The organism is Rothia sp. HMSC071C12, assembly GCF_001813895.1.
Taxonomy (GTDB): domain Bacteria; phylum Actinomycetota; class Actinomycetes; order Actinomycetales; family Micrococcaceae; genus Rothia; species Rothia mucilaginosa.
Genome location: NZ_KV814375.1, coordinates 35981 through 62409 on the forward strand (window position 1 = coordinate 35981; position 26429 = coordinate 62409).

At 61.7% G+C, this 26429-nt stretch carries 22 protein-coding genes; 5 read left to right on the forward strand and 17 right to left on the reverse strand.

All coding sequences use genetic code 11. The features are described from left to right. Positions 1 to 1106 precede the first annotated feature (1106 nt). The 10 genes from HMPREF2942_RS06935 to folP form a co-directional block, all read right to left on the reverse strand. The gene (locus HMPREF2942_RS06935; protein ID WP_070688719.1) at positions 1107 to 1460 is read right to left on the reverse strand and encodes a histone-like nucleoid-structuring protein Lsr2; all 354 of its coding nucleotides are present in this window, start codon (positions 1458 to 1460) and stop codon (positions 1107 to 1109) included. Between the two features lie 678 nt (positions 1461 to 2138). Further along, on the reverse strand, positions 2139 to 3671 hold the full coding sequence (gene lysS / locus HMPREF2942_RS06940; protein ID WP_246824397.1) for a lysine--tRNA ligase: 1533 nt from the start codon (positions 3669 to 3671) through the stop codon (positions 2139 to 2141). A gap of 108 nt (positions 3672 to 3779) precedes the next feature. Beyond that, positions 3780 to 4727, reverse strand: coding sequence for a pantoate--beta-alanine ligase (gene panC, locus HMPREF2942_RS06945; protein WP_049345429.1), 948 nt, complete (start codon positions 4725 to 4727; stop codon positions 3780 to 3782). Next, entirely contained in the window at positions 4724 to 5686 is a 963-nt protein-coding gene (locus tag HMPREF2942_RS06950; protein ID WP_070688720.1) for a Rossmann-like and DUF2520 domain-containing protein, read from the reverse strand. Before HMPREF2942_RS06950 ends, panC begins: the two co-directional genes overlap by 4 nt. 128 nt (positions 5687 to 5814) lie before the next feature. After that, the gene (locus tag HMPREF2942_RS06955) at positions 5815 to 7686 is read right to left on the reverse strand and encodes a PH domain-containing protein (protein ID WP_070688721.1); all 1872 of its coding nucleotides are present in this window, start codon (positions 7684 to 7686) and stop codon (positions 5815 to 5817) included. Beyond that, positions 7686 to 8468: a PH domain-containing protein gene (locus HMPREF2942_RS06960; protein WP_049347528.1), complete on the reverse strand. Its 783-nt coding sequence runs from the start codon at positions 8466 to 8468 to the stop codon at positions 7686 to 7688. The genes HMPREF2942_RS06955 and HMPREF2942_RS06960 overlap by 1 nt, the downstream gene beginning before the upstream one ends. Continuing rightward, a complete protein-coding gene (locus HMPREF2942_RS06965; protein ID WP_005507616.1) occupies positions 8455 to 8973 on the reverse strand; it encodes a DUF3180 domain-containing protein in 519 nt (172 codons plus the stop codon). The genes HMPREF2942_RS06960 and HMPREF2942_RS06965 overlap by 14 nt, the downstream gene beginning before the upstream one ends. Before the next feature lie 45 nt (positions 8974 to 9018). Next, positions 9019 to 9639, reverse strand: a complete 621-nt coding sequence (folK, locus tag HMPREF2942_RS06970; protein WP_049340449.1) for a 2-amino-4-hydroxy-6-hydroxymethyldihydropteridine diphosphokinase — start codon at positions 9637 to 9639, stop codon at positions 9019 to 9021. Then, positions 9639 to 10052: a dihydroneopterin aldolase gene (folB, locus tag HMPREF2942_RS06975; protein ID WP_049340452.1), complete on the reverse strand. Its 414-nt coding sequence runs from the start codon at positions 10050 to 10052 to the stop codon at positions 9639 to 9641. Before folB ends, folK begins: the two co-directional genes overlap by 1 nt. A gap of 41 nt (positions 10053 to 10093) precedes the next feature. Further along, on the reverse strand, positions 10094 to 11044 hold the full coding sequence (gene folP / locus HMPREF2942_RS06980; protein WP_049347524.1) for a dihydropteroate synthase: 951 nt from the start codon (positions 11042 to 11044) through the stop codon (positions 10094 to 10096). Between the two features lie 157 nt (positions 11045 to 11201). Between folP and HMPREF2942_RS06985 the strand changes: the two genes are divergently transcribed. Then, entirely contained in the window at positions 11202 to 11408 is a 207-nt protein-coding gene (locus tag HMPREF2942_RS06985; protein WP_070688722.1) for a hypothetical protein, read from the forward strand. Between the two features lie 154 nt (positions 11409 to 11562). Here HMPREF2942_RS06985 and folE read toward each other — a convergent pair whose 3' ends face one another. The 7 genes from folE to ppa all read right to left on the reverse strand — a co-directional run bounded on the left by folE (position 11563) and on the right by ppa (position 18555). After that, positions 11563 to 12147 (reverse strand): GTP cyclohydrolase I FolE, encoded by a 585-nt coding sequence (gene folE / locus HMPREF2942_RS06990; protein ID WP_005504347.1) that lies wholly within the window; start codon positions 12145 to 12147, stop codon positions 11563 to 11565. Next, positions 12134 to 14308: an ATP-dependent zinc metalloprotease FtsH gene (ftsH, locus tag HMPREF2942_RS06995; protein ID WP_070688723.1), complete on the reverse strand. Its 2175-nt coding sequence runs from the start codon at positions 14306 to 14308 to the stop codon at positions 12134 to 12136. The genes folE and ftsH overlap by 14 nt, the downstream gene beginning before the upstream one ends. A gap of 296 nt (positions 14309 to 14604) precedes the next feature. Then, positions 14605 to 15156: a hypoxanthine phosphoribosyltransferase gene (gene hpt / locus HMPREF2942_RS07000; protein WP_005504342.1), complete on the reverse strand. Its 552-nt coding sequence runs from the start codon at positions 15154 to 15156 to the stop codon at positions 14605 to 14607. 197 nt (positions 15157 to 15353) lie between these two features. Next, a complete protein-coding gene (gene tilS, locus HMPREF2942_RS07005; RefSeq protein ID WP_070634653.1) occupies positions 15354 to 16487 on the reverse strand; it encodes a tRNA lysidine(34) synthetase TilS in 1134 nt (377 codons plus the stop codon). A 32-nt stretch (positions 16488 to 16519) separates the two neighbouring features. Continuing rightward, on the reverse strand, positions 16520 to 16744 hold the full coding sequence (locus tag HMPREF2942_RS07010) for a helix-turn-helix domain-containing protein (protein WP_005504337.1): 225 nt from the start codon (positions 16742 to 16744) through the stop codon (positions 16520 to 16522). Positions 16745 to 17004: 260 nt separating this feature from the next. After that, the gene (locus HMPREF2942_RS07015) at positions 17005 to 17835 is read right to left on the reverse strand and encodes an S-layer homology domain-containing protein (RefSeq protein ID WP_070688724.1); all 831 of its coding nucleotides are present in this window, start codon (positions 17833 to 17835) and stop codon (positions 17005 to 17007) included. Positions 17836 to 18069: 234 nt separating this feature from the next. After that, complete coding sequence (gene ppa, locus HMPREF2942_RS07020) at positions 18070 to 18555, reverse strand: inorganic diphosphatase (protein WP_005504328.1); 486 nt, start codon at positions 18553 to 18555, stop codon at positions 18070 to 18072. Positions 18556 to 18886: 331 nt separating this feature from the next. On the opposite strand from ppa, the gene dacB reads away from it, so the two are divergent. The 4 genes from dacB to HMPREF2942_RS07040 all read left to right on the forward strand — a co-directional run bounded on the left by dacB (position 18887) and on the right by HMPREF2942_RS07040 (position 26348). Beyond that, positions 18887 to 20482, forward strand: coding sequence for a D-alanyl-D-alanine carboxypeptidase/D-alanyl-D-alanine endopeptidase (gene dacB, locus HMPREF2942_RS07025; protein ID WP_070688725.1), 1596 nt, complete (start codon positions 18887 to 18889; stop codon positions 20480 to 20482). Between the two features lie 208 nt (positions 20483 to 20690). Beyond that, a complete protein-coding gene (locus HMPREF2942_RS07030; protein ID WP_070688726.1) occupies positions 20691 to 23741 on the forward strand; it encodes a DEAD/DEAH box helicase in 3051 nt (1016 codons plus the stop codon). Between the two features lie 503 nt (positions 23742 to 24244). Continuing rightward, on the forward strand, positions 24245 to 25486 hold the full coding sequence (locus HMPREF2942_RS07035) for an MFS transporter (protein ID WP_070665589.1): 1242 nt from the start codon (positions 24245 to 24247) through the stop codon (positions 25484 to 25486). A gap of 241 nt (positions 25487 to 25727) precedes the next feature. After that, the gene (locus HMPREF2942_RS07040) at positions 25728 to 26348 is read left to right on the forward strand and encodes a recombinase RecJ (protein ID WP_246824388.1); all 621 of its coding nucleotides are present in this window, start codon (positions 25728 to 25730) and stop codon (positions 26346 to 26348) included. Positions 26349 to 26429: the final 81 nt, after the last annotated feature.

The window sequence follows — 26429 nt, forward strand, 5'->3', positions numbered from 1 at the left end:
TCCTTGCATTTTCCTATTGATACAAGAGTACGTTGAGCGCGGCTGAAAGGGCGGGCTGATGGGCGTCTGTTCGCCATCAAGAGAACAGATGAGCTGTTCGGGGCGGTTTAGGCGCGGTTTCGGGGCTTCTGGCGGGGCTCGGGGGCAGTTTTGAGGGGTCTAGCTCACGCAGGCAACCCTACCTGAAGGCGGATGAGCGCCGCCCGGTCGGTGCTATCTGTTTTTGTCGGTGCTGACTGCTTCTCCCGAGGCCAGCTGTTTTTGCCGGGGCTAGCTACTTTTGCCGGTCCTAGCTGCTTTTCCCGGGGCTAGCTACTTTTGCCGGGGTTTCCTGTGCAGAGTGTGCGCATATTGCCGTCGGATGTACCGCCGGGAGGTGTTACAGGTGGGTTCTGCGGGGCTACGGTGCCGATACGAGGGATTGCGGAAGAAGCGAACCCACAAGAACCCACATAGACCAACGCCTAAACCGCTTGTTTCCTGCACGTGCATGAATATATTGCAGAAATTTTTAAAAATTTATATGTTTAAGTGAGAAATTTCAATAATTCGCAAAAATATTTGCCGGATAACACGGCGCTTATTTTCCGGATAATTCCCGCATCATTTCGGCACCCCATCAGGAGATAATCCGTAAGTTCCGAAAGCCCCACAGAAGGTGCAGGGCCCCTAATTATTCAAAAATTCCAGTCAGTACATTCCAGCCCCTTCGATGGAATACTCGACTCAACGACCGCATGAATATCACAGCGCATATCCCCCGCTTTGAAGAGATTAATGCACCATTACCTTTAGCGTTCCTGCCAATGCATGAAACCTAAATGGGGAACCCGCACTCGACACCAGATTGTGCATCCGATTCCCCGCATCTTCCTCCTAATAATTCAGAAGCGGGCATCAGCAAAGGATCAATATATTTTACATGTAAATAGTTAATTGGGGTGGGTGATATAAAAACACCCCCACCCCAGCAGATATGTAACGCATATCAAGAAATACCGGGGCAAAACTAAAGGCGGACGGTGATAACACCATCCGCCTTTAGTGCCCGGAGGATTAGAACCCTAAAGCACTAAACCCTCCGACAGCATGAACACTGAGAGCCTTTAGCCCTGAGCCTTCATTGCTTCGTAGTATGCGTCCTGAACGTCCTGGTGGATGCGGCCACGGTCAGAAACCTTGTGGCCGTTAGCCTTAGCCCACTCGCGAATTGCTGCGGTCTCGGGGTTGCGCTTAACCGGAGCAGCGGTGCCGCGGGGGGCACGGGTGCGCTGGGTAGCGCTGCCCTGCACGCGGCGGGACTTCGCTACGAAGGGGCGGATAGCGTCACGCAGGCGAGCTGCGTTTGCGGAGGACAGATCGATTTCGTAGTGAGCGCCGTCCAGACCAAAACGGATAGTTTCGTCTGCGGGGCCGCCATCGAGATCGTCTTCAAGGATGATGCGAACCTTCTGTGCCATTGAGGCACCTCCTCATCTGTTGCATATATCCTGTGGAGTAAACTCAAAAGCCTCTATCGGGATTGAGAAAATAGTGTGCCGGATATATTTATGTACTAATTTTCTTTCATATAGTAACAGAAATATATTAAAGATTCCGAAAATATTCTGAGCATTGAAACAATGCACCAATCACCCGCAGCGATATATCGCTTCTGTGCATCCCCGCTAAATCTGCACTCGCTACAAGAACATTAAAGTGAAGTTTAGAGTGCAAATACTTTGGATTCTTCCAGACAGCAGACACAGCCCCCAGAGACAAAGACACCTAATAATGCGCCCCGGCGTCCCCGACAATCTGAGCGCAATATAGCGCCCGCACGAGCCTGCACATTAGACCATTCACACCATACATTTCAGCCCTATTCAAAAGCGAAATTCTGCCACCTCTCAACCCCTCATTATTTTCTATGTAACGCGTTCATGCATAAGAGCAGAAACCCCCGCCAGAGTGAATAGAGCAGCATAAATCAGCACCAGAATAGAGTAAAAACGCCCCTGACCTGTGTAAATAAACAGAAACCCCACCCCAGAAGCTATACACCGTGCAAAAGAGTACACAGAAAACGGCGGGTACCGCAGATACAACCGTATCCGCGGCACCCGCCGCATTAACACCCTCACAGGTGAAGGGGAAGCTTAGGCCTCCGGCTTCATCAGGGGGAAGAGAATAGTCTCACGAATACCGGGCTGACGCACCACAGTACCCGGACGCTCCGGATCCTGATCGCCCGCCAGCAACATAATCAGACGGTCAATGCCCAGACCCAGGCCACCCATCGGGGGTGCACCGTGCTCCAGGGCGCGCAGGAAGTCCTCATCCAGCTCCATCGCCTCATCGTCACCGGCAGCAGCCAGCAGCGACTGGGCGGTCAGGCGCTCACGCTGAATGACCGGGTCAATCAGCTCGGAGAACGCGGTACCGCGCTCCATACCGCCAATAATCAGGTCCCACGCCTCAATCAGGGGCTCACCGGAACGGTGCGGACGAGCCAGCGGCTGAGCGCTCGGCGGGTAATCGTACACGAAGGTCGGGTTCACCAGGGTCGGCTCAACGATCTCACCGAAGAGCTCGGTCACCAGCTTCTCAGCGTCCCACTTCGGGTCGATGTCCACCTCGTGCTTCTCAGCAATTTCGCGCAGAACGGAAGCGTCAGTCTCGGGGGTGATCTCAACGCCCACAGCCTCGGACAGGCCCGGGTACACGCCAACCCACTTCCACTCACCAAACAGGTCAATGGTGCCGTTCTCAGTCTCAATACGCTCAGTGCCGACAGCCTTCGCGCAGCTCTGGATAATCTCCTTCATGCGCTCAGCCATCACGAACTGATCAGCATAGGTCTCGTAGCACTCCAGGGTGGTGAACTCGGGGCTGTGGGTCGAGTCCACGCCCTCGTTACGGAACACGCGACCAATCTCGTACACGCGGTCAATGCCACCAACCACTGCACGCTTGAGCGGCAGCTCAGTCGCAATACGCATGGTCATCGGCTGGTCAAAAGCGTTCAGGTGAGTACGGAACGGGCGAGCCGTCGCGCCACCGTGCACCAGCTGCAGAACGGGGGTCTCAACCTCAATGTAGCCGTGATCTTCCAGCACGCGGCGGACGGTGCGGGTAATCAGGGCTCGCTTCTTCACCAGCTCGCGAGCCTCCTCGCGAACCATCAGATCCAGGTAACGCTGGCGAACACGGGTTTCCTCGTTCAGGTCCTTGTGCAGAACCGGCATGGGGCGCAGCGCCTTCGACGCCATCTTCCAGTCGGTCACCATAATGGACAGCTCACCGCGGCGAGAAACAATCACGCGGCCGGTCACGAACACGTGGTCACCCAGGTCAACCAGGGACTTCCACTCAGACAGGGACTCCTCGCCAACCTCAGCCAGCGACAGCATCGCCTGGATACGCTTACCCTCGGTACCACCCTGCAGGGTCGCGAAGCACAGCTTACCGGTGTTACGAACGAACACCACGCGGCCGCCCACGTGCACCACGCGGTCGGTCTCGTCGCCAGCCTTCAGCTCGCCGGACTCCAGCTTCGGGTCGTACTCGGCGCGCAGATCCTCGATGTGGTTGGGCTCCACACGGTTACCCTCGGAATCCAGCAAGCCCACCGGGTATGCCTCACGACCCGACTCAATCAGCTTCGCGCGCTTCTCCAGGCGAATCTGCATCTGCTCGGACATATCAGCAATCGCCGGTGCGGCGTGGTGCTCAGTGCTCACGGTGATACCTATCTGTGTAGTGTGTTGGGAAGTCTCTAAACGAAATTCAGCGAACGCTTAGCGCAGGTCCATGTTGTCAATCAGGCGGGTCGGGCCCACATACGCGGCGACCAGGGCCAGCACACGCTCCGAATCCTCGGTCGGCTCGCCGAAAGTCATCGGGTCGACCAGTTCCAGGTAATCGAGGCGCACGCCCGGGGTGGAGTTGATGCGCTCGCGCGCGCCCTCCAGGTCAATCTCGTGGAAGCCGCGGTTCAGCGAGTTCTCGCGCAGCATGGCCAGGGTGCGGGAGAGCACCAGAGCCGATTCGCGCTCCTCATCCGACAGGTAGCCGTTGCGCGAGGAGAGGGCCAGGCCGTTATCGTCGCGCACAATGGCCACGGGGCGCAGGGTCACGTCGTGGTTGAAGTCGTGAACCATGCGCTGAATCAGGATGTACTGCTGGGCGTCCTTCTGGCCGAAGTACGCGTTCACCGGGTGCGAGCCGGCGGCGGGGCGAATGATGTTGAAGAACTTATTCACCACGGTCAGCACGCCGTCGAAGTGTCCGGGGCGGGTTGCGCCCTCGAACTTGGTGCCCAGCTCGCCGCTCGAGATGCGGATCAGCGGGTCGCCGTCGGGGTACATCTCCTCCACCGAGGGGGCGAAGATGATGCTCACGCCGGCGGCACCAGCCAGCTCGGCGTCGGCCTCAAGGGTACGCGGGTACGCCTCGTAGTCCTCGCCGGGGCCGAACTGCAGCGGGTTCACAAACACAGAGGCGGCAACAACGTCGTTCTGCTCGGAAGCGCGGCGCAGCAGTGTGGCGTGGCCATCGTGGAGGGCACCCATAGTGGGCACGTAACCCAGGGTGGCGGTACGGTACTGAACGTCAGTGCCGTTCTGCTCCGCCTCGAGGCGGGCAGCACGGTCCAGGGCGTCCTGCGCGGTGGCCAAAGCCTGCGCGATAGCGGTGCGGAACTCCGCAATGGTGGTCACGACGCGGGGCATCGAAGTCTCAGTCATGACGAGAACTCCTTGTTTTCGGGGGCAGAATCGTCGGTGTCGCCGGTGTACTCCACGTTCGCGGAAGGTTCCACCAGGCTTTCGATCCGTTCCAGTTGTTCATCGTTTAACAAACCTCTATTATGCGCCCTTTTTGCGGTCGCATGCGCCAGAGCGGCGTAAGAGTCTGTAATATCACCTGTTTTTTCTCCCTGTGCATACTCGCCGAGCGCCCTCATGTGGGCGGCCACGGTACCCGCATCGCCGCGCGCAACGGGACCGGTTAGGGCCCCTTCGCCGCTTGCGAGCGCGTTATCCACGGCCGCGCGGACCAGCGGACCCATGTAGTGGGCCGGGTCCTCAATGCCGATGGATGCGAGCATCTGCTGGGACTGACCCAGAATCGTCACGAGGTGGTTCGAGGCGTGGGCCAGGGCTGCGTGGTACAGGGCTCGGTCCGCTTCGGCCACGTGGACGGGCTCGCCACCCATCTCAACCACCAGGGCCTGCGCGATGGGCAGGAAGGGAGCGGGGCCGGTCACCGCGAAGCTCGTGCCGTTCAGACGCTGCAGGTCCATGGACAGGCCCGTGAAGGTCATGGCCGGGTGAATGGCCAGGCCAATGGCGCCTAGGGCCGTTGCGGGGGCGAAAACCTCCGTGCCGTGACGGCCGGAGGTGTGCACCAAAAGCTGACCGGCGGTGATGCTCCCGGAGGAGGCCAGGTAGGTGATGAGGCCCGGCAGCTCGTCGTCGGGGACGGCCAGAATCAGCAGTTCGCTCCGTTCGGCAATCTGTTCCACCGGAAGCAGTGGCACATCGGGGAGCAGCATCGCGGCGCGCTCCCGGGAGGCCTCGGACACCGCGTGAACGCCCACAATCGTGTGCTCGCAGGCGCGCAGGGCCGCGCCGAGGACGGCGCCAACCTTCCCGGCTGAAATGATTCCGATGCCCAAACGCGCAGGTTTTGAATGCTGTATCACGGCTTTAAGTATATTCTCCCTTTTACGCAGGCCCTGCCGTCGGTGTCACGAAGAACACTGACGGCAGGGCGCGATCTGCAGTTTTGCTGCCCGCTAACCCGGCGGGGAAGCTCAACTGACGGACTGGCTTAGGGACGCCCACTCATCACCGGTACGCGGTAGTAAGGCTCAATACCCTCCAGCCGAACCGTCATCAACCACACCAGGTCCTCGCAGACACGCGGCGGCAAGTGCATCATGAGCGTGCGCACCGGGCCGGGCACCGTACCGAAATGCACACTCGCGCATCCGAAGGCACGCTGCAGCGGACCCTGACCTCGGCTCACGCTCAGCACACGGCTGACCGGAACAATCGACAGCGTACGGATAAAGTAGCCGCCACGAATCAGCAACAGGTCACCGCGCGTATGCTCACCAACGCTCGAACGCGCCGCATCAGAATCAATGCGAGTGGTCGCCTGCACCGAACCGGCAGTGTAACCGACCGTGGTCACGCCGTTACGCTTCCAGGTGAGCAGGTCCATCCAGCGCGCCGAAGAGGGCGTCACAATCATTGCCGGAACCTGCGGCTTCTGACTCTTCAGCGAACCATCGGCGGTATCCAGCAGCACCTGCGCCTGCGCCTCATCCAGCGCGGGTAGGAGCAGACGCAGCGCCATCAGCGTCTCCTGCTTATTGCCGACCGGCAGAGCAACATTGCGGGTCACCAGCTTCTGGTTGTCGTTCTGCTCAATACCAATACCGGCAATGGTCATCTTGATGCGGTACCAGCCGAACGCACGCCACAGAATGGACTGCTCCACGGCGAGCGCCTGAATACGCTCAACCATCACGTTCTGCGTGTGCGTGCCGGTGAAACCGTAGCGCAGGGTCACGCCACCCTGACCGCTGGGGGTGATTTTGAAGTTCGCGGCACCGTCAAAACGTGCCCACAACGTACCCAAGTAACCGAGCAGCGGTACGAAGGTGCCGGGTAGCAACGCCATGAAAATCAGGAACGGACTCTCACCAGCCAAGATCGCGGTGAAGACGGCGGCACCGATCATGACGCCCACGGCGGGCACCAGCCACACCAGGTGCTCCAGCATGATGGAGGCAATCAGACGCACATTCGAGATGCGGAAAATCGGCGGCTGCGAGGGGTCAGCCGCGACCGGCATCGGCATACGAGCGCCGCGACGGGATGCGCCGGGCTGCTGAGTACCGGGATGCTGGGGTACAGACTGCTCGGGGGCGGGCTGCTGGGCGCCCTGCTGGGGCGTTGCCTGCTGATTAGCGAGCTGGGCGCCGTCCTGTGCGGGCGCACCATAGGACGCCTCGTAAGATGCCTCGAACGGCTGGTGCAGCTGATCCGCATCCGGCATGCGCTCAGCCGAAATCTGCATGCTCTCGGGCAGCACGTCGACCGGGCGGCCAGCCGCCTCCGAACGCAGCAGGTTAATACTCGCCATCGCGGTGCGGCGCAGAACCTCCGCCTTGCGGGCAGAAACGTACTTGATGTGCAGCGCCTCCGAAGAGCCGTCAGCCACCTCAAAACGAAGCTCCGACAGACCCAGCAGGCGCGCCACCAGAGGACGCGAAATGTCCACGCTCTGCACGCTCTCCAGACGGATCGTGCGGTTCTTCTTGAACAGAAAACCGCTGCGGCGGTGAATCGCTAAATCATCCAGGCTGTAGCGGGTAAACCACCAGTCAATCGAGCCACCGACCAGAATCAGTACGAGCACGGCGAAGCCGATGAGCTGCGAGTACGTCGCGCTGAGGTAACTACTGTTCTCGTCGAATGCCTGCGTCAGGCGCGCACCCCACTCATTCGGCGGGGTGGTCAGAATATTCAGGATAATGCTCTGAAAGAAGCCGAACGCCAGCAGAATAATGAACCAGAGGTTCATGATGAACGTGCGGATATCGGCGCGCCACCACTTCTGCTCCTGCGGCGCCTGAGGGGCAGGAGGCTGCGGTGCCTGCGGCGCGGGGTTGGGCGGAACCGGGGTACTCATTAGAGTGCCGCCATTCGCTCATCGGCGCGGCGCACCAGATCTGCACGCAGCTCCTCCGCCACGTTCAGCGGAATACCGAACAGCACCATCGTGCCGGTGGTCGTGCCCGCGGTGCGCACCGTCAGGCGGGCAACACCGCACATGCGCTCCAGCGGACCCGAATCCACATCAACATACTGGATGCGACCGTACGGCATGGAACTCATGGAACGGAACACGATACCGCGGCGAGCCATCAGGTGATTCGACTCCAGCGCGTAGCCGAGCGCGCGAGTACGGCGCGGAGTGGTCAGAATCCACCACAGACCCCACAGACCAAACACCGCGACCACCACCAGGCCGACGATGCGTAGCGCCTCCGGGCCGCCGAAGAACGTGCCCGCACAATACATGGCAACACCCGCAAGGATCGGGAGCGCCAAGGCAGAAATAGTGTGAACAAAACGAACCGTCAGGTAGCCGGAGGCGGCGGGCACCCACTGCGGCTCCGGCACGGGCTGAGAGGCTACCGGCTGGGAGCTTACCGGCTGAGAAGGTGCCGGCTGCGCGGGAACCTGCTGAGGCGCGTTCGGGTACGCGGCAGCGGGCGGAACCTGCTGTCCATACTGCGTCTGCTGGTTATTCTGGGTCTGCTGTCCATACGGGGCACCAGGCTGACCGTAAGCCGCCTGCTGGTACTGCCCGTACTGGTTCTGCTGAACAGGCTGACCATACTGACCCTGCTGGACATCCTGCCCGTACCGACCATTCGGCGAATAACTATTCTGGTTAGGAGCCGACATAGGTTCCTCCCTCTCGCGGCTTTACAGCACCGGAAGAGGAGGCCGCATCCTCATCATCCTCCGGCGGAATACGACAACAATGCTGAGCCCACAGGCCAGCAATCAGCAGGGCAACACTGCCCACACAATTAACAAGAACCTCCCAAAAGACCACCGAAAAACCGCGCACAGACACCATCGCCACATGGTAACCAAGAATCGCAGCGCACCAGCCCGTCAACAGGGCACCGGTCATGATGGAACCCTGCGCATACGCCACCGCACGCGCAGCAAGAATCGGGCCCATATGCGGCACCTTCTCACGCGTCTGAATACGACGATAACGAGCCACCTGCACACCCAGCCACACGGCACCCGCCGCAACCAGCAGGCACACCGCGCCGAGCATCCACGAAAAATTCAGCTCACCAAAACCGGCGCCAATCATCACGGAATTCACCATAAGAGCGGCAGCGGCACCGCACACAGCCGCCACAATAATCGCCCGATAACTCAGGGGCTTCATGGTGTTTCCTTTCGGTAGGTTCCTCTACCTTCCAGAGTGCCACATTTAAGGCTGATCAGGTACCTGCATCTCACGCATATAGCTAATAGCGTCTTCATCCGCCCCAAGCAGCGTGCGGGACAGCTCCGCAACGTTCACGACCTCGCGACTCAGCGGTGTGGGAACCTCATCCGGCCGCTCCCCCGAAGGCTCCGCACGCCGGGTCACCGTCAGGTACGCCTGCGGGTCCATCTGCGCCCACGGCACCAGCACGAAAGCACGCTCCTGCGCCCGCGGATGCGGCAAAGTCAGCACCGGATCCTCAGAGATCACGCCGTCATAGTCAATCACGTCAATATCGAGGGTGCGCGGGCCCCAACGCACCAGGCGCTCACGGTGATGCGCCGCCTCCACCGCATTACACAGCTTCAGCAGCTCGTAGGCGCCCAGGTCAGTGGCCACCTCAATGACCGCGTTCACGAAATCCGGCTGACCCGCCGGGCCACCCACCGGGGCGGTACGGTACAGCCCGGAGGCGCGCACCAGCTGCACGCCGCCCGCCACCAGGTCGGCGACGGCACGTTCCAGGGTGTCTTCGCTTTCGCCCAAGTTCGAGCCCAACGCCAACACCGCGCGGTGTTTCAGGGTGTTGGGCTTCTGCGTATCGGTTGTCTGGGTGCCAGCCACTAGCGGCCGCCCTCTACGACACGCTCCGCGGCACGCTCACGGAACACGCTCACCGCAACGTTACCGAACGGCAACTCAATCGGCGCCTGCGGCTTCGATACGGTAATCTCCGCCGCCTCCACAAGCTCAAACATCGCGAGAATACCCTCGGCAATGTTCACCGCGAGGGTCTCAATCAGGTCCAGCGAACCGTTCGTCACGTGGCGGTGAATCAGGTCAACCACGAGCGCGTAGTTCGTGGTCTTCGTCAGGTCATCCGTGGCGGCTGCGGCGGAAAAATCGCTGTACAGGGTCGCGTCCACGACGAAGGGCTGGCCGTCGCGCTTCTCAAAGTCGAGCACGCCGTGGTAGCCCTTGGCGGTAATGCCGGTGAGGGTGATGCGGTCGTGGCGGGCGTAATCTGCCTGGGTCATTGGGGTCTCCTAAAAGTATTCGAGTAGTCGGCAAGCGAGGTTTAGCTGACAGAACGCAGCGCGGAGGCGACCGTCACCGCATCCACGCTGGCGGGCACGTCGTGCACGCGCACCGCCCACACGCCGCGCGCCGCCACCAGGGCGGTCACCGCCGCGGAGGCTGCCGCACGGTGCTCAGCCGGGCGCGGCTCCGACAGCGACTGCCACAGTTCGCGTTCCGCCTCGCCCGCATCGGTTGCGGTGAAGCCGCTCGCGTTCAGGCGCTCAGCCAGCGCCATATCCGCCGCCGTGAGGGCGTTCGCGATAAAACGCTTGCGGGAACCAGCAATGAGCAGGCGGTGGCCCAAGCCCTGTAGCTCGTCAAGGGCGGCGAGCAGCTCCCAGTCCTGCATGCCGCCCTTCGCAAAGCCCAGACCCGGGTCAAGAATCAGGTTCTGCGGCAGCACACCGGCGGCAAGGAAACGCTCACGCAGATCGGTCAGCTCCTCCACGACCTCGGTGACCACGCCGCACGGGTACTCCGCCAGGCTGTCCATGGTCTGGGAGGTGCCGCGCGCGTGCATGAGGATGTACGGCACCTGCAGCTCCGCGGCGGTCTCAATCATTTCATCGCTCACGTTCAGACCCGACACATCGTTGATGATGTGCGCACCGGCGGCAATGGCGGCGCGGGCGGTCTGCGGGTTCATGGTGTCAACGCTGATGGTGGTGCCCATCTGCGCGACTGCCTCGATGACGGGCAGGATGCGGCGCTGCTCCTCCTCCACGCTGATACGCACGGCACCGGGGCGGGTGGATTCGCCACCGATATCGATAATGGAGGCGCCCTCGGCAATCATGCGGGCGGCGCGGGCGATAGCGTCGGTCGCGGCGTAGTGCTTGCCGCCGTCGCTGAAGGAGTCGGGGGTGACGTTGAGGATGCCCATCACGAGGGTGCGTTCGGCGGCGAGCGCATCGCAGGGCAGGGGTGCTACACGGGTGGATTCGGTCATGGTTTTAATCGTACCGAATCTGCCGGATGACACAGCGCGCCATATTTGCATATGGCATACCGATTTAGGGGTATCCTGGGAGGGTATGCTCTGCCTGCGTCACAGCGGTGTGGGTTGGGCACCTCATACACATACATACTCTAGGAAGTGACTCATCGTGAATATGAAGACCGGCGCTTGGATCCTGTCCCTGGTGGCTCTTGCCGCGCTGGTGACTATTGTGCTCGCTGAAGGTGCTCCTGCCGTGCGTTGGATTGCTTTCGGCACCGCGACCGGTTGCGGTTTCATTGCCGTGGGCTTGATCGTGACTCTTGCCCTGGGTTGGGATAATCCGAGCGAGGCGAAGGGTAGCTTGCAGCGTTAGCGGCGGGGCTCTTCTAGCTTCTGCGGTGCGGCATTATCGGCGCCGCCACGGCCGCGGAAGGTACCGGCTCAGAACACACTCTCGGAGCACTTTGGCGATGCGAAAAGGGGCGGAGGTTTTCACCTCCGCCCCTTTCAGCGTGTCTAGGGTGCGCTTAGCGCTGCGAGAAGATCAGGCTCATCGCCTCCGCACGGGTTGCGCCGTTCATCAGCGCACCGCGCACCGCGCTAGTCACGGTCTTCGCGCCCGGCTTACGCACACCGCGCATCGACATGCACATGTGCTCAGCCTCAATCACCACAATCGCGCCGCGCGGGTTCAGGTGCTCCTCCAGAGCCTCCACCACCTGCGTGGTCAGACGCTCCTGCACCTGCGGGCGGCGAGCGTACATATCCACCACGCGGGCGAGCTTGCTCAGACCGGTCACCTTACCGTCCGGGCCGGGGATGTAACCCACATGCGCCACGCCGTGGAACGGCACCAGGTGGTGCTCACAGGTCGAGTAGAACGGGATGTCCTTCACGAGCACCATCTCAGAGTGGGCGATGTCGAAGGTCGTACCCAGAATCTCGCCGGCGTCCTGGTGCAGGCCTGAGAAGAACTCCGCGTAGGCGCGCGCCACGCGAGCCGGGGTCTGCTGCAGACCGTCACGGTCCGGGTCCTCACCGATCGCGAGCAGAATCTCACGGACGGCAGCCTCAATACGCGGCTGGTCGACGGCGTTCTTAGCCTCGCTCATTCTCTGCTCCATTCTGGTTCGGGGTGCCGTTCTCCGGGCGCTGCGCCGGAGGGGCGGGGTAGTTCGGGTACTGCTGGGTGGGCATTGCGACGGTCGGGTCGGCGTCCGGGTCGCTGAGGGGCGCCTGAGGCGGCAACGGCTGCGTAGGTGCTACCGGAACAGTCGGCGCCTCGGCAGGTGCTTCCTCAGCCTTCTGCGCCTCCTGAGCCAGCTCGCTCGGTGCCTTCACCGGCGGGATGTCGGTACGCTCGCGGGTCGGCTTGGAGTACCAGTGCTCACGCTCGGGGCGCTTGCGAACATCCTTGAAGATTTCGGCAATCTCGTTCTCGAGCAGGGTTTCCTTCTCCAGCAGGGCGAACGCCAGGCGGTCCAGAATATCGCGGTTTTCCAGCAGAATCTGGAACGCCTCATCGTGTGCCTGCTCCAGCAGGGCGCGGATCTCAGCGTCAACCTTTGCCGCGGTCGCGTCGGAGTAGTTGCGTGCCGAAGCGCCGCCGCCACCGAGGAACGGTTCGGTGTCTTCGCCGCCGAGCTTCACGGAACCAATCACAGCGCTCATGCCGTAGTCGGTAACCATCTTGCGGGCGGTGTCGGTTGCCTTCTGAATGTCGTTAGACGCACCGGTGGACGGGTCGTGGAAGACGATTTCCTCAGCCGCACGGCCACCCATCGCGTACGCCATCTGGTCAAGCAGTTCATGGCGGGTCGTGGAGTACTTATCGTCCTGCGGCATGACCATGGTGTAACCCAGGGCGCGACCACGCGGAAGAATCGTAATCTTGGTGACCGGCGCGGAGTTACGCAGTGCCGCCGCGACCAGGGCGTGACCGCCCTCGTGGTATGCGGTGACCTTACGCTCGTGCTCGTTCATGATGCGCGAGGAACGCTGCGGACCAGCCATGACGCGGTCGATTGCCTCGTCGATAGCGCGGTCGTCAATCACGTTGCCGTTATCGCGGGCGGTCAGCAGAGCCGCCTCGTTCATGACGTTCGCCAGGTCAGCACCGGTGAAGCCGGGGGTGCGCTTAGCAACCTGAGCAAGGTCAACGGTGTTAGCAATCGGCTTGCCTGCGGCGTGAACGCGCAGGATGTGTTCGCGGCCCTGCATGTCGGGGGCGTCCACACCAATCTGACGGTCAAAACGACCGGGACGCAGCAGCGCCGGGTCCAGAACGTCGGGTCGGTTCGTTGCCGCAATGACGATGACGTTCGAGTTGCCGTCGAAGCCGTCCATCTCAACCAGCAGCTGGTTCAGGGTCTGCTCACGCTCGTCATTACCGCCGCCCATGCCGACGCCGCGGCGGCGGCCAACAGCGTCAATCTCGTCGACGAAGACGATGGCGGCGGGGTCGCTCTTCGCTTCCTTGAACAGGTCGCGCACGCGGGACGCACCCACACCCACGAACATTTCAACGAAGTCAGAGCCAGAAATCGAGTAGAACGGCACGCCAGCCTCGCCCGCCACAGCCTTGGCGAGCAGGGTTTTACCGGTGCCGGGAGGGCCGTACAGTAGCACGCCCTTGGGGATCTTTGCACCCAGGCGGGTGAACTTTTCGGGTTCAGCCAGGAACTCGCGGACTTCTTCCAGTTCGGCGAGCGCCTCGTCCACGCCGGCAACGTCGCTGAAGCGGACTTCTGGCTTGTCCTTGGTGAATTTCTTCGCACGGGACTTGGAGAAGCTCATGACGGAGGAGCCGCCTCCGACTCGTCCCATCAGGAACCAGAAGAGCGCACCAAAGATCAGAATCGGCAGGAGCAGGGACACCAGGGAGCCCAGGAAGCTGTGCTCAACCGGCTGGTCCGTGTAGCTTTCCAGCTCGGCGGATTCCATTGCCTTAGCAACTTCGTCGCCGCGGGGCTGCACGTAGTAGAAGCGCACCGACTTACCGTAGTTGTCGTTGCCCTTCTTGTAGTCGTCCTTAAGCTGCAGCTCGACGCGCTGGTCGCCGTCGTAGATCTTTGCGCTCTTGACCTGGTGGTCGTTGAGTAGCTGAAGACCCACGTTGGTGTCCACCTGACGCGAGGGCTGAGTGAAGAAGGAGGCCATGAGGAAAGCCAGCATGATTACGAGAGCTGCACCCGGCCAGAACCAGGGGCCGTTAATCAGCTTCTTCAGGAAGCCCTCCGAGCCTTTCTGCGGAGTATTGGGGGTTTGCGCCAATGCTTTGTCCTTACGTTGCGGCTGTAACCCGTCGGGGGTTGCGGCATGCCAGCCGGAACACCCAACGATGCAACCTTAAATGTACCCTACCCCGGCGGGCGGCTAGGTACCGGGCTTCTCTATTTCACCTGCGGGCTAAAGGGTTGTAGCACTCGGCGGGGGTGAAAGTGCATCTTCCGCGGCGGGTACATCCGCCTCCACGTACATCCACCGGCGGGTACAGCAACGCCCCGCTCCCCCACAAGCGTGAGGAGGCGGGGCGTAACCACCTACAGCAGGGTTGCTGAGGTGAAGGCTTAGGAGTAAACGTGCGGGTGCAGGGTTGCGACGCAGTCCAGGTTGCGGTACTTCTCAGCGAAGTCCAGGCCGTAACCAACAACGAACTCGGGCTCGATGTCCCAGCCGACGTACTTGACCTCAACGTCAGCCTTGACGACCTTGGGCTTGCGCAGCAGGGTGCAAATCTCAACGGAAGCTGCGCCGCGAGAAATCAGGTTCTGCTGCAGCCATGCGAGGGTCAGGCCGGAGTCAATGATGTCTTCAACGATTAGGACGTTGCGGCCCACCAGGTCGGTGTCCAGGTCCTTGAGGATACGCACAACGCCGGAGGACTTGGTGCCGGAACCGTACGAGGAAACAGCCATCCAGTCCATGGTGTAGTGGCCCTTGAGAGCGCGGGAAAGGTCAGCCATAATCATGATGGCGCCCTTGAGAACACCCACCAACAGCACGTCCTTACCGGCGTAGTCCTCGTCGATGCGCGCCGCCAGTTCGGCGACCTTCGCGTTAATCTCTTCCTTGCTGAAGAGAACGTTCTTGATATCGTCCTGCACGTCGATAGCCTGCACGATGTATTCCTTCGTATTCTTTTAGACGCTCTGCGCCTCCGCCGGGGGCCCCGGGTGCGGGGGTTTCATGCCTTCCCACAGCGGACAATGTGGATGGTGTTCGCCTTAAGTATGGCTTAAAACGGCGCCGCGGCGCACCTCACCACGCAGATAGTGTGTGCTGAGGGGGCTCCGCGGGCACCTAGCTGGGCACCTAGTTAGGGTCGAGTTGGCACTAATACGAGCACGTCCAGGCGTTCACCGGTTGCCGGATGCACAATTTTGCGGCGGCGGTACGCACTCACGTGACCGGGCATCTGAACGGGCCCAGCTACCGCGTATTCGGCGGTGAAAGAGTCCAGCGCCTGCAGTCGCTCGAAGCCGGGGTTCTCTCCCCCGGCGGTCTTGCAGGCGGTCGCAAGCACACGCAATCGAAGCGCCGGGTGTAGCGCCGCCACCTGCGCACGGTCCAGTAGCACGGCGTCCTCACGTTCGATGCCACGCACGGTGGTTCCGGCGGGTAGGAGCGCCTGCTCGTAGACTACCTGTGCCTGCTCGTCGAGGTATTCGGCATCGGGGCCGGCCACCGCGGCGGTGCGCGCCAGGGAGCGGGCGACGTCCCCGCCGAGGTGCTCCTCCAGGTAGGGCAGCACACTGTGGCGGATACGGGCACGCATGAGGGTTTCGTCGGTGTTGGTCGGGTCGATCCAGGGGGTGAGGGTTTCGGCATCGCAGATGTCGAGCATGTCGGTGCGGCGCAGACCGAGGAAGGGACGCAGGTAGGTGACGCCCCTTTCGACGCGTACGGGCGGCATACCGGCAAGGGAGCGTGTGCCGGAGCCGCGGCTTAGGCCGAGTAGCACGGTTTCTGCCTGGTCGTCGAGGGTGTGGCCGAGTAGTACGGCGCGGGCGCCGGTGGCTTCGACGGCTTTCGTGAAGGCGGTGTAGCGGGCGGTGCGCGCCGCCATTTCGGGGCCCATGTTCCCGACGGGAACCTGCACTTTTTCGGTGATGACGGGGTGAAGCCCCAGGTCGGTGAGGGTCTGCGCGGTCTGCGCGGCGACTGCGGCGGAGTCTTCTTGCAGGCCGTGGTCGACGATGATGGCGCCTACGCGCACGTCGCCGCGGCGGGCGAAGTGCGCGGCAATTGCCGCCAGGGCGAGGGAGTCGGGGCCGCCGCTGCAGGCGACCAGGAGCAGGGGTAGATCGGCGGCGTCCGCAGTGGAGGCGGTGCGGGAGCGTCCGGTGGCTTTGATACTTCCGGCGCCGAGGAGCTTTTCGAGGGCGGCGGCGAGGTGGCGGCGGGCAGTGCCGACGGCGGGGTGCAGGCGTCCTGCGCGTCCATTCTGCATGGTGGTTCCTTTATATAGGTGTGCGGGAGGGGTTAGGTGAGGGGGTTGGTGATAGCCAGCTCGATACCGAGCTCTTGGGCGACTTTGAGGACCGCACCAATTGACGGGCCGGGCAACCCACGCTCAATATCGCGGATTGTTTTATCGCTGAGCCCGACCATCCACGCCAACTCCATTTGGGTGATTTTTTCGTACTTGCGGACGGCGCGAACCTGCGCACCAAATTCCTGTGCGAACCCCGTTGCGTCGAATGCCATGGATGTCCCCTCCTCACCGCTACAGAACCTCAGATTATACGAACTATTCTTCGTAATATGCCCATATTAGCACCCCAAGAAGCCCTCCGAGGCTGTTTTCCGAAGAATAGTTCGGTTACACATGTCCTTCCAAGGAACCTCCGAACACAATCAAGGAGCACAGCAAAAGGGGGCGTGCCCACCGCCTCCAGTACGCACGAAAAATCGCACGAACCAGACACGGGAAACACGCCCCCAGCAAGCCCTCCGCTCACCTGCCACTAGGACAGCGACTGCAGACGAGCCACAATCGGTGCCAGCTCCTCATGACTGTCCAGAATCATAAGAGGAATAAAAATAGTGCGGTGCGAAGCGAAGTAGAAATCCGGCACCCTGTAGGCGTCCCATGTCACGTAATCGGCGCTGGGGTAGTTGAAGTTCATAGGCAGGTCATAATCCTCCCGCTTCGCCATTGCATGCTGGTACGCCCAGCTCATTGCTCGGTGCAACTCACTACCTCGCTTAATGGGGGCAAAACGCTTCTTATATCGTGCAGCATTCGCCTTACCCAGGGGCTCCAGAGTTACCTTGGGGCTACCCGCAGCACGGTAGAGGAAAGTAAAGTAGGCGCCACGGCTCGCCGGAGTGTCGTAGTGGAAGGAACCATCAGACCAACCGGTGGTCAAACCCACACGGGTCGCCCAGATAGCAACCTTATATCGCGCATCATCCGGGGTCAGGTCGGTGTACGGGGACTTCTCCGGCAGGTTCTTCACCTCGGGTGAGCCAGCCAGCTGGTACAGGTACTCCAGCAAGCGGCCTCGCGAAATGGTCATGACCTCATTCGGCAGGGACCACTCATCGATGTTATACAGCTCAGCAACCTGATCCTTCGTAATCAGGCCGGTGCACTCTGCCCATTGCCAACTGTTCATAGCGTTCCTGCCGTATTCGCCGTACATTTCGAAACAGTTGACATTAGCCTTGGGTTCTTCAGTAGGCTGTGCAGGTTTCGGATCAATATGCGCAGCCTGGGCCACGCCCTGACCCATGAAGCCCATAGCCAGTGCCAACAGTGCCGCAGCGCCCCGGATTGAAAGGGTTTTCTTCATTTTCTATCCTCGGTGAAAGGTGTGAGAACGGAAGAAGAGTGAATTTCTTTGACCATACTCAGAATCTGCACTGTGCGCAATAAATTACGCCCGGCGTGCAGGCAGATGCGGCGAAAGACACAACAAAAAAGGGGGCGTGCCCACCGCCTCCAGCACGCACGAAAACTCGCACAAACCAGACACGGGGAACACGCCCCCCTGATAAAAACCGGGTGCACCTAACGGTGCGGCAGCTTAGTGACCCTCAGCTGCGAAACGGTCGATAGCCTCCTGGACCATCTTCTCAGCAGCAGCCAGGTCTTCCCAGCCCTCGCCCTTAACCCACTTGCCGGGCTCCAGGTCCTTGTAACGCTCGAAGAAGTGCTGAATCTCAGCCTTCAGCTGCTCCGGAACATCAGCCAGGGACTTGATGTGGTCGTAGCGCTTGTCGGTGGGAACGCACAGAACCTTAGCGTCGCCGCCAGCCTCGTCGGTCATGTTGAACACTGCGACCGGGCGGGACTCAACCAGCACGCCGGGAACAACGTCAACGTCCAGGATCAGCATTGCGTCCAGCGGGTCGCCGTCCTCACCGAGGGTGTTCTCGAAGTAGCCGTAAGCGGTGGGGTACTGCATGGAGGTGAACAGCACACGGTCCAGGCGCAGGCGGCCGGTCTCGTGGTCCACTTCGTACTTCACGCGGGAGCCGCGGGGAATTTCAATAGTGACGTCGAGTTCCATCGGAACCTTCTTTCTCGTGAGTTAGAGTCACTTTCGCGGCGACTTCGGCGCGCAAGGTGCGAAAGTTAGGTGTTGAACTCACCCATTGTAACCCGTTCACGCACACCGAAACCGCGTATTTGGCGCCAAAACCAGCGTAATTTACCACGCTCACACCACAGTTAACATTCCGCCTAGTCCCGCGCCCGCCAGCACACCCCGCCGCCGCACCCCGCCACCATGCCGGACAGGTCAGATAGGGGTTATAAGGGGCAGCAGGAGCACGGCATGAGCATCCCAGCACCGGCGCGTAAATTCGATAGGCACCCCATCCGCCCGCTATGCTCAAAAGATGCCTTCCAACAAGCACAACACCCAGACCACCACCCTCACCCGCCGCGCCGCCCTCACCCTCGGTGGCATGTTCCTCCTCACCGCCTGCGGATCCGCCGCAACCGAACAGAAACGCCCCGAAGGTTCCGCAAGCCCCACCGGCAGCGCAACCGGCAGCCCCACCGGCACCGCCGAGGCGACCGCCTCCGCAACCCCGAGCGCCACCCCGACCCTCGCACCCGCACTGACCGAAGCGGAACAGGAGCAACTACGTGCCGCCCTTACCGCGCTCTTCGCTGACGACACCTACCCGCAGTACAGCCTGCTCGTCACCGGCATGGACGGGAACCTGCCCAGCATCAAGGCGGCCACCGCACCCGCCGACCTCTACGCCGCCAACGCCGACACCGCACGCGTACCCGCCTCCACTTTTAAGGTGCTGACCCTGTTCGCACTCAACCACTACGCGAACCTGCAGGCGCGCCTGCGCACACGCGTCACCCGCGACTCCGCCGGACTGTACCTCATGGCAGGCGGCGACACCCTGCTCGGCGCGGGCGCCTCTGACCCGAAGCAGATTGTCGGACGCGCAGGCCTAACCACCCTCGCCGAGCTGACCGTGAAGGCGCTGAACGAGGGCGAGAAGCCGACCGCGGCGCTACCCGTCTACCTTGACGGCACCTTCTTCAGCGGCCCCGGCGTGAACCCCGGCTGGGATGCCGCCGACGTGGCGTCCGGCCAGATCACGCCCATTCACCCGATTGCGCTCGAATCGCACACGGTGCCAGGCAAGTCCACCGCAAGCAACCCGGTGCGCCCGGATGATGCGGCGGTTGCCGCCCAGCAGGCGTTCGTGGATGCGCTCAACACCGCCGGCAAGGAATCCGGCATGAGCTTCACCCTCGCGGAGCGCCGCACCGCCCCCGCGGAAGCAGTTGAAATCGCCGCGGTCGAATCGGCAACCCTGCTGGAGCAGGCACAACACATGATGCTCGAATCCGACAACGCCCTCGCCGAGGTGCTCGGCCGTTGCGCCGCCATTGCCGCAGGTAAAGAAGGCAGCGGCGAAGCGGCACAGCAGACCGTGCGCCAGGCACTCGTGGATGCCGGCGTGAACATTGAAAACCTGGTGCAGGCAGACGTGTGCGGCATGTCCTTAACGGACCGCGTGACCGCCCGAACCCTCGTGCAGGTTGTGGCTCTGCTGAATGCTGACGAGCATGCGGAGCAGCTGATGAGCACGTTCCCGGTCGCGGGCGTGAGCGGCACCCTGACCGGTCGTTTTGGTGCGGCAAACGCCGTGCACGCGCGCACCTTTGTGCAGGCGAAGACCGGCACCCTGTACACGGTATCTTCGCTGTGCGGTGTGGCGACCCGACCCGACGGCACCCGCCTGATTTTCGCAATCATTCTGAACGACCTGGGCGGCTCGGATGCGCTACCCGCCGCGAAGGAACGCGTGGACGCTGCCGCGGCGGCGATTGCGAACCGTTCGACCGCGCCGAGCGCCTCTGCGGGGGCTTCGGCACCTGCTTCGGAGGCGGCAGTTTCTACTACTGCGGCGGGTGCTCCGGCGACAACTTCTACCGCGACTGCGGCGGGTGTAGCCTCTTAGCGGGCACGCTCGAAAAGCCCCGAAAGCCCTATAAATCATCCTGTGTAGGTTGATTTTCTGTAGTGTTTCACGTGAAACCTGAAAATCAACCTTGCAGGACGAGGGCTGGTGCGGAGTGCTCTTACCCCCCAAGCGAAGCTCGTACCCACTCCCTGCGGCGGGGCTTCACGCCCGCCTTGTTTCCCTCTCCTCCAGCAGAAAAGTCACCATGGACCTTACCTTCACCCTCGCTGATCTGACCGCCACCTCCGCCTGCGAGATGCGGCTCTACACCGAGCTTCAGGAACGCGCACAGAAGCAGACTGGCTGCCCGGCTGAGCTTGAGCGCGCCCGCGAGGCGTACCGCGAGTGCCTGCGAGTACTGACCGAGGGCGGAGTAGTTGATGGTGAGCGGGCAGGTAGTAAGGTGCGCCCGGTGCCCCTGGTGGCAACCTCCGCGGCGGGACTGACCTACACGGTGGAGCTTGACCGTCTAGAGTACGCAGTCACGAACGGCGCACCCGCGAACAGCACCGCCGAGAGCAATACCGCGCGAATCGTCTGCACCCCACACCTGGGTGAGGCGGCGCATCGGGCACTATTGCGCGGTGCCCTGGCGGCGCACCTGCTGACCGCTAGTGCAACCGAGAGCGCCGAGAACACCAAGAATGCCGCGCGCCTCGACCTTCATCTGGAGCACGGCGTGGATGAGTACAGCGCGGGGTCCGAATCGGAACCCACTGAGTACGCTGAGCACCACTCCCCCGTTCCTCAACCTCACCGGGTTGATTCGGCACGTATTCTGCCGCTGATTCGCCTGCAGGAGCAGCGCCTCCTGCTGCTCACCGAGGCGCTGAACGAGGGCGTAGAACCGGCGGAACTTGCCGAGCGCATCCCGTATTTTCTGACCTGCGACGAGTGCCCGGCGTGCCTGAACGCGGCGGCATCTCTTGCCCTCGCGACCGACGCCCCGGAGCTCGTCACCGAAGACACTGCCGAAGATACCGCCGAGAATCCCGAAACTGAGGAGTACCCGGTCATGTACAGGGTGCCCGCCGCGGTGGAGAACGACAGCGAACAGTACCGCCTGCAGTGCCTGCTGGATGCCCAGCTCGCCTCCCTGGAGGAGCACGCGGCGGAGCACGGCTGGGGTGCCGGTGAGTTGGAGGCGGCGATGCTGCTGTCCATGACGAATTATCACCGCCGCGAGCGTGCCCCGTTCTGGCGTGAGCATATTCGCCGCCTAGAGGACGACCCGACGGCGTGGGTGGCGAGCCGCGATTACGCGTACCTTGACCGGGTGCAGGTGCTTTCGGTGGAGCATGCGCATGCCCTTCTGAACACCCCCGCCGACCTGGAGGCGCTCGCCGCCGCCATGAAGGAGCCCGCCGAGGTGCCGGACGCTCCCGGCTGGTATCGTGTGCGCGGCGCGCAGGTGCGCCTGTTGCGTGCGCGGATTGAGGCTGATCCGAGCCTGGTGATTGCACCCTCTGATCACGCGGTGTTCTGTGCGTATGAGGCGGGGTTGAGCCCGCAGATTGCGCTGGACCGCATGGAGTCGCAGCTGAATTATTTCCGCGCGTCGAATCCGGGTGAGCGTATGCCCGCCGAGTTGGCGGCGACGGGTTTCTTTGGCATGCGTGTGCTGGCGGTGGCGCAGGGCGGTTTCGGTGCCGAGCCCGAAGGCTCCGAAGAGCCGGCTGAGTCGACCAGCGAGTTCCTGGAGGTGCTTCTGCAGGAGCGCATCCGCGTGAAGGATGAGCCGCACCGCGCCCTGCCTTCGGGTATTGGTCCTGGCGATCCGGTGTCTACGGCGACGATTGAGGCGGCTCTGCAGTCTGATGTGCACGGACTGCTTTTCAACGGCGCCCTCATGGTTGATGAGTCCGCCGATGACGCTTCCGGTGCCCCCTCCTCGTCCCGCGCTCTGCCGAGCGTGCTCGATGCGGCGGCTTCGCTGACGGGGGTAAAGAGCGCCTCCACGGATTTGCTGTTCCGCCGCGCACCGCGCCTGAAGAAGGGCGCCTCAAACACCAAAAATGCAGAAAATCTACCTCTTGAGGTTGATTTTTCTGCCTCTGACCTGCCCACAGCGGATGCCGTGCACGCGGCGGTTCGCGCTCTCGACCATTCCTATGTGGCGGTTCAGGGCCCTCCGGGTGCGGGTAAGACCTTCCTCGCCTCGCACGTGATTGCGCGTCTGGTGGCTGAGGGTGCGAAGGTGGGCGTGGTGGCTCAGTCGCACGCGGTGATTGAGAACCTCATGGTGGCGTGCTGTGCCCGTGATGGTTTTGATGTTTCGCGTGCGGTGCGTCTGCGCGGTAAGTCGGTGACTCCGGACGCCCCGTGGTCTGAGGTGTCTGATTCTGAGCTGGTGGAGCTGATTTCTGGTGCGGGCGGCCTGCTGTTTGGCGGTACGGTGTGGGATTACGTGAGTGAGCGTCGTGTGCCTGCCGGGTCGCTGGATGTTCTGGTGGTTGATGAGGCGGGCCAGTTCTCGCTGACGAATACGGTGGCGGCGGCTCGTGCGGCTCGTTCGGTGCTGCTGTTGGGCGATCCGCAGCAGTTGCCGCAGGTCTCGACGGGTGTGCACCCGTACCCGGTGGATGTTTCGGCGTTGGGCTGGTTGTCTGACGGGGCGGCGGCGCTGGATTCTCGTTTTGGCTATTTCTTGGGCGAGTCGTGGCGTATGGATTCGGCGTTGTGCGAGCGGGTTTCGTGGCTGTCCTATGATGGCGCGTTGGCGAGCGCGGCGGCTACGGCTGGTCGCGCCCTGCAGGGTGTTGCGCCGGGTGTGGTGTCGTATCCGGTGGAGCATGCGGGTTGTTCGGTGCGTTCTGTGCAGGAGGCGCAGGCGGTGGTGGATTGCGTGCGCGAGTTGTTGGGTCGTGAGTGGGTTCCGGCGGCTGATGCTGAGCCGCGCCCGTTGACGGCGGAGGATTGCATTGTGGTGGCGGCGTATAACGCGCAGGTTGATTGTGTGCGTGAGGCGCTGATTGCTGCTGGTTTGGCGGATTCTTCGGGTGCTGGCGTGCGTGTGGGCACGGTGGATAAGTTCCAGGGTCAGGAGGCTGCGGTGGTGCTGGTGTCGTTGGCATCGTCGCGGGTTGATTCTGGGCGCGGTGCCGGGTTTGTGCTGTCGCCGAATCGTTTGAATGTGGCGGTGTCGCGCGGTCAGTGGCAGGCGGTGTTGGTGCATTCGCCGTGGGTGGCGCGTTCGGTGCCGCAGGATGTTGAGGAGGTGCTGGCTCTGTCGGGCTTCGCGGGCCTGGTGGAGTAGCACCTAGTGCAGCCCTTATTCTGCGCTCTTCTACACTCCCCTGCCCGCTGCGTTGCGGGCGTCTTTGGCGTGCCCGGAATCGGGTTCAATCGGGTTATTTCAGGGTTCGGTTGGGCGGAAGCACCAAGAATGAATTATAGTCAAACTAACCCTAATGTCAATACTCAAAATGAGGAAAGTTTTTCAATCAGCGTTCATGTATATGATTAACGTCTCTTATAGAATCTAAAGTATCGCGCGACACACTTCTTGTGCGGGGGGTGGCTCCCGATGAGCCGCCCCGTGCATCCTCAACCACCCCGTGATGACCGGCGGGCCCGTGATGACCGGCGGACTCAGGCAAAAACAAGCGAAAACAGACGAATACAGGCAAATACAGACAGGCACAGCCGACTGTCGGGGTATTCACTCATACGATTGCGCGCTACGAATTGCGCACAATGAACTACGCACGACGGATTGCACGCCGCGCGACACCATAAACCCCATAGTGGAGGTCCCCCATGAGTGTCAACACCGAACTACTCAAGAATAGAGATTTTCGAAATACTCTCTTCGCCATTGGAGCCAACCAGCTCTCAGACTCGATGAGCTATATCACCACGCCCATCATTATCCTGGCGCTGACCGGTTCCCCCGAAGCTGCGAGTATCACCCTCTTCGTCGCAGGTGTTCTCGCCACCTGCGCCGGAGCAGTATCTGGAACATGGGTCGACAGAATCGGCCCCTCAAAGTGCCTGGCGCTGTCCTGTATCGGTCAGTCACTGTCCTGGATAGCGATTCTTCTCTACCTCGTTTTCAACGTCACCAACATTTACGTTTTGGTGATCACGATTTCTCTCGCCGCCATCATTTCCACCTTCGACTACCCGAGTGAACAGTCCATCATCACCCGCGTAGTCCCCAAGGAACATCTGGGGTACGCCTCCGGTATGGGTGAGACGCGCGAGTCCACCGCTAACCTGCTGGGCGGCCCGGTCGCAGGCATCATTATCGGCTTCTCGACTGTACTCATGACCGCAGTTCACGCGGTCGTCAACCTGCTGGCATTCATCGTCGCACCCAAGAGTTACGGCGCTAGTCGGCACCCCGCAGAAGAGGAGGAAGGCGAGAAAACCAGCTTCTGGCAGGACTCAAAAGCCGGTTTCGAGTACATCCTGAAGAACAAGGTGCTGGTGTCCATTGCATTCGTTTCAACACTTGCGAACTTTGGAACGGTCGGCATTCCGCTCACCTTCATCTACTACTACACCCTGGAGGGCGCACACCCGCTCTTCATCGGCATCTTCGCGAGCGCCTTCGGTGTGGGTGTGCTGCTTGGCTCGTTCCTGGTCGGCCCGCTGACCGAGAAGTTTGCGCTCGGCCCGCTCGGTATCACCTCCCTGGCCATCATGTCGGCCTGCTACCTGCTGCTGCCGGTGGTTCATTCGATGCTGTGGGCGGTGTGCCTGCTGATTGTGCTGGCGGGTATTGTGCTCCCCTCCTTCAATTCGAGCATCATTGCGTACATTAACGCATCCACCCCGGAGCACATGATCGGTCGCGTGCACTCGGTGCAGGGCATCCCGAACATGGCGCTGACCCCGCTGGCTGTTCTGCTGGCAGGCTTCCTCATTGTTGATTGGGGTATTACGTACACGGCACTGTTCTACGCGGTGTTCATTTTCCTGTCGCTGGTGGTGATGGTATTCCAGAAGCCGCTGCGTCAGCTGCCCCATATCTCGCAGGTAACGAACGCACAGTAGTTCCGCGATAGCCCCGTCTATCAACTCCACTCAACGCCCCCGAAAGCGAATAATTCAACGTGCACTTGCATGAAAATTATTTTCCTTTCGGGGGTGTTCTACGTCCTTTCGAGGATTTCTGCACACAGTGCATGCTCACGATAATTCCCCTTATCAATGCGCATTTTTAGGGGTTTAAATGTTGCCGGTATTACGGCGAACCTTACGCCGCTTGTTGAAGGTTTTACGGCATAATAGGAAGGTGTTCGTTCTAACCTTTATTCAACGTTCCGCACAGCACTCACTCACTGCACTGTCGGACGAACTCGCAAAGCTCAACCCGCGTGTTGCCTTCGCCCAGACATACCCTGACGAAATTCAGGGCGCCTTCGACCGCGCCAGCGACGCACTCCACGCGGCGCTCATTGCCGCGCGCGATAACGGCTTCTGGGTCGGCATCGGAATCGGCGAGCTCAACATCCCCCGATTCGCAGGCGCACTCGGCGCCGTCAGCACCACCGACTGCACCGGCGACGCCCTCGAATTCTCACGCCTCGCCGTCGAAGAAGCACAGGGAGGCGCACCCGTACGCTGCATCAGCATCAGCGCCGACAACCGCCACCTCGCCGACCTCGCCGCAGGCTCCGCACGCCTGCTCTACCGCGTATGCGCCGACCGCACCGACGCCGAATGGCGCGTAGTAAACCTGCTCGTACCCGGCGTGCGCGGCCAGCAGAAGGCCGCCGCAACCGCACTCGGCATCACCACCCAGGCGGTCAGCCGCACCCTCGTCCGCTCCCTCTGGCACGAGGAGCAGGCGGCACGCGGTGCGCTCATCGAGCTGCTGACCCGTATTGACCGTTCGCGCCGCCGCGCCACCTAACCGCCGCACATCCCTCACTCTTTCGCGCCTGCCAGCCTCTCGTAGCTGCCAGCCTTTCGTAGCTGCCAGCGCGGAACCGAA

Coding starts and splice junctions, on each gene's coding strand:
- dacB (WP_070688725.1), top strand. CDS start 18,887: ATGCCTTCCAACAAGCACAACACCCAGACCACCACCCTCACCCGCCGC.
- HMPREF2942_RS07030 (WP_070688726.1), top strand. CDS start 20,691: ATGGACCTTACCTTCACCCTCGCTGATCTGACCGCCACCTCCGCCTGC.
- lysS (WP_246824397.1), bottom strand. CDS start 3,671: ATGCAGATTCGCCTGGAGAAGCGCGCGAAGCTGATTGAGTCGGGTCGT.
- HMPREF2942_RS06935 (WP_070688719.1), bottom strand. CDS start 1,460: ATGGCACAGAAGGTTCGCATCATCCTTGAAGACGATCTCGATGGCGGC.
- HMPREF2942_RS07035 (WP_070665589.1), top strand. CDS start 24,245: ATGAGTGTCAACACCGAACTACTCAAGAATAGAGATTTTCGAAATACT.
- HMPREF2942_RS07015 (WP_070688724.1), bottom strand. CDS start 17,835: ATGAAGAAAACCCTTTCAATCCGGGGCGCTGCGGCACTGTTGGCACTG.
- HMPREF2942_RS06965 (WP_005507616.1), bottom strand. CDS start 8,973: ATGAAGCCCCTGAGTTATCGGGCGATTATTGTGGCGGCTGTGTGCGGT.
- folE (WP_005504347.1), bottom strand. CDS start 12,147: ATGAGCGAGGCTAAGAACGCCGTCGACCAGCCGCGTATTGAGGCTGCC.
- folB (WP_049340452.1), bottom strand. CDS start 10,052: ATGACCCAGGCAGATTACGCCCGCCACGACCGCATCACCCTCACCGGC.
- HMPREF2942_RS06955 (WP_070688721.1), bottom strand. CDS start 7,686: ATGAGTACCCCGGTTCCGCCCAACCCCGCGCCGCAGGCACCGCAGCCT.
- folP (WP_049347524.1), bottom strand. CDS start 11,044: ATGACCGAATCCACCCGTGTAGCACCCCTGCCCTGCGATGCGCTCGCC.
- HMPREF2942_RS06960 (WP_049347528.1), bottom strand. CDS start 8,468: ATGTCGGCTCCTAACCAGAATAGTTATTCGCCGAATGGTCGGTACGGG.
- panC (WP_049345429.1), bottom strand. CDS start 4,727: ATGACTGAGACTTCGATGCCCCGCGTCGTGACCACCATTGCGGAGTTC.
- ppa (WP_005504328.1), bottom strand. CDS start 18,555: ATGGAACTCGACGTCACTATTGAAATTCCCCGCGGCTCCCGCGTGAAG.
- HMPREF2942_RS07010 (WP_005504337.1), bottom strand. CDS start 16,744: ATGGCATTCGACGCAACGGGGTTCGCACAGGAATTTGGTGCGCAGGTT.
- tilS (WP_070634653.1), bottom strand. CDS start 16,487: ATGCAGAATGGACGCGCAGGACGCCTGCACCCCGCCGTCGGCACTGCC.